This window comes from Kaistia terrae (assembly GCF_026344005.1).
In the GTDB taxonomy this organism is placed as follows: domain Bacteria; phylum Pseudomonadota; class Alphaproteobacteria; order Rhizobiales; family Kaistiaceae; genus Kaistia; species Kaistia terrae.
In genome coordinates this window covers 2,501-5,578 of the sequence record NZ_JAPKNH010000026.1, presented here as the reverse complement: position 1 = coordinate 5,578, position 3,078 = coordinate 2,501, and the positions used below count along the sequence as shown (strand labels likewise).

At 53.8% G+C, this 3,078-nt stretch carries 2 rRNA genes; both read right to left on the bottom strand.

Annotation, left to right across the window (positions count from 1 at the left end):
• Window positions 1-36: 36 nt before the first annotated feature.
• Window positions 37-151: ribosomal RNA gene (gene rrf / locus OSH12_RS26080) — 5S ribosomal RNA — on the bottom strand.
• A 77-nt stretch (window positions 152-228) separates the two neighbouring features.
• A 23S ribosomal RNA gene (locus tag OSH12_RS26075) occupies window positions 229-2,980 on the bottom strand.
• Window positions 2,981-3,078: the final 98 nt, after the last annotated feature.

Sequence of the window (3,078 nt, the reverse complement as noted above, 5' to 3'; positions counted from 1 at the left end):
GTTTTTCGAAGAAGGTTTGTTTTCTGTGCTTTGCAGGCCTGGCAGCGACCTACTCTCCCGTGTCTTAAGACAAAGTACCATTGGCGCGGAGGAGTTTAACGGCCGAGTTCGGAATGGGATCGGGTTCAGGCTCCTCGCCATGACCACCAGGCCGGCGAAGCACAGAAACTGGTTTTTGCGTCAGCGATGTTCATCTCGCTGGAAGCGGATGAGCATGGATTAATGAGAATGATCAAGCCAATCGAGTTATTAGTACCGGTAAGCTACATGCGTTGCCGCACTTCCACACCCGGCCTATCAACGTGGTGGTCTACCACGACTCTCAAGGGAATACTCGTTTTGAGGTGGGTTTCCCGCTTAGATGCTTTCAGCGGTTATCCCGTCCGTACATAGCTACCCTGCAATGCGGCTGGCGCCACAACAGGTCCACCAGAGGTACGTCCATCCCGGTCCTCTCGTACTAAGGACAGATCCTCTCAATATTCCTACACCCACGGCAGATAGGGACCGAACTGTCTCACGACGTTCTGAACCCAACTCACGTACCACTTTAATCGGCGAACAGCCGAACCCTTGGGACCTTCTCCAGCCCCAGGATGTGATGAGTCGACATCGAGGTGCCAAACGATGCCGTCGATATGGACTCTTGGGCATCATCAGCCTGTTATCCCCAGAGTACCTTTTATCCGTTGAGCGATGGCCCGTCCACGTGGGACCACCGGATCACTATGGCCGACTTTCGTCTCTGCTCGACTTGTCAGTCTCGCAGTCAGGCGGGCTTATGCCATTGCACTCGACGACCGATTTCCGACCGGTCTGAGCCCACCATCGCGCGCCTCCGTTACACTTTGGGAGGCGACCGCCCCAGTCAAACTACCCACCATGCACGGTCCCGGATCCGGATGACGGACCGCGGTTAGACATTCATATTCACAAGGGTGGTATTTCAAGGATGGCTCCACACGAGCTAGCGCCCATGCTTCAAAGCCTACCACCTATCCTACACATGCGAACACGAATGCCAGTGCAAAGCTATAGTAAAGGTTCATGGGGTCTTTCCGTCTGACCGCGGGAACCCCGCATCTTCACGGGGAATTCAATTTCACTGAGTTGGTGCTGGAGACAGCGGGGAAGTCGTTACGCCATTCGTGCAGGTCGGAACTTACCCGACAAGGAATTTCGCTACCTTAGGACCGTTATAGTTACGGCCGCCGTTTACCGGGGCTTCAATTCAGAGCTTGCACCCCTCCTTTTAACCTTCCGGCACCGGGCAGGCGTCAGACCCTATACGTCGCCTTACGGCTTCGCAGAGCCCTGTGTTTTAGGTAAACAGTCGCTACCCCCTAGTCTGTGCCCCCTCGCCCTGGTTGCCCAAGACGAGGGCCTCCTTCTCCCGAAGTTACGGAGGCAATTTGCCGAGTTCCTTCAGCACCATTCTCTCAAGCGCCTTGGTATACTCTACCAGTCCACCTGTGTCGGTTTAGGGTACGGTCTATAAGCGGGAGCTATTTCCTGGAACACCTTCACTGCAGCACCAATCCAATAAGGCACTACAATACACGGCATTCGTCACTACCCGCAGGCTGGGGAATATTCACCCCATTCCCATCGACTACGCCTTTCGGCCTCGCCTTAGGAGCCGGCTAACCCTGCGCAGATTAGCTTTACGCAGGAACCCTTGGACTTTCGGCGACAGTGTCTCTCACACTGTTTGTCGTTACTCATGTCAGCATTCGCACTTCCGATACCTCCAGGAGCTCTCACGAGTCTCCCTTCACAGGCTTACGGAACGCTCCGCTACCACGTGATCTTGCGATCACATCCGCAGCTTCGGCACATGGCTTGAGCCCCGTTACATTGTCGGCGCAGGAACCCTTATTTAGACCAGTGAGCTGTTACGCTTTCTTTAAATGATGGCTGCTTCTAAGCCAACATCCTGGTTGTTTTGGGATCCCCACATCCTTTCACACTTAGCCATGATTTGGGGGCCTTAGCTGGCGGTCAGGGTTGTTTCCCTTTCGACAATGGACGTTAGCACCCACTGTCTGTCTGCCAGATAGTACTCTTGGGTATTCGGAGTTTGGTTAGGTTTGGTAAGACGGTAAATCCCCCTAGCCCATCCAGTGCTCTACCCCCCAAGGTATTCATCCGACGCACTACCTAAATAGTTTTCGCGGAGAACCAGCTATTTCCGAGTTTGATTGGCCTTTCACCCCTAGCCACAAGTCATCCCCGTCTTTTTCAACAGACGTGGGTTCGGTCCTTCAGTGCGTGTTACCGCACCTTCAACCTGCTCATGGCTAGATCACCCGGTTTCGGGTCTAATCCGACGAACTGAATGCCCTATTCAGACTCGCTTTCGCTGCGCCTACGCCTATCGGCTTAAGCTTGCTCGTCAGATTAAGTCGCTGACCCATTATACAAAAGGTACGCCGTCACCCAGGACAAACCTTGGGCTCCGACTGTTTGTAGGCATCCGGTTTCAGGAACTGTTTCACTCCCCTTGTCGGGGTGCTTTTCACCTTTCCCTCACGGTACTTGTTCGCTATCGGTCGCTAAGGAGTACTTAGGCTTGGAGGGTGGTCCCCCCATGTTCAGACAGGATTTCACGTGTCCCGCCTTACTCAAGGATCCATGTTCGCATTACCCGTACGGGGCTATCACCCACTATGGCGGACCTTTCCAAGTCCTTCCGGTTGTCTCACATGAACCACTGGCCTCATCCGCGTTCGCTCGCCACTACTAGCGGAGTCTCTGTTGATGTCCTTTCCTCCGGGTACTTAGATGTTTCAGTTCCCCGGGTTCGCTTCGTACACCTATGTATTCAGTGCACGATACCTCTTACGAGGTGGGTTTCCCCATTCGGATATTTACGGATCAAAGCTTGTTCGCAGCTCCCCGTAACTTTTCGCAGCGTACCACGTCCTTCATCGCCTCTTAGCGCCAAGGCATCCACCGAATGCCCTTCTATCACTTGATCACTCTCATTATCGATGCTCATCCCGCTCGGCGCGGAACAACATCGATGACGTTAAAACCAGTTTCTTCGAGATCCATCCCGATTGCATGCGGTCAAGC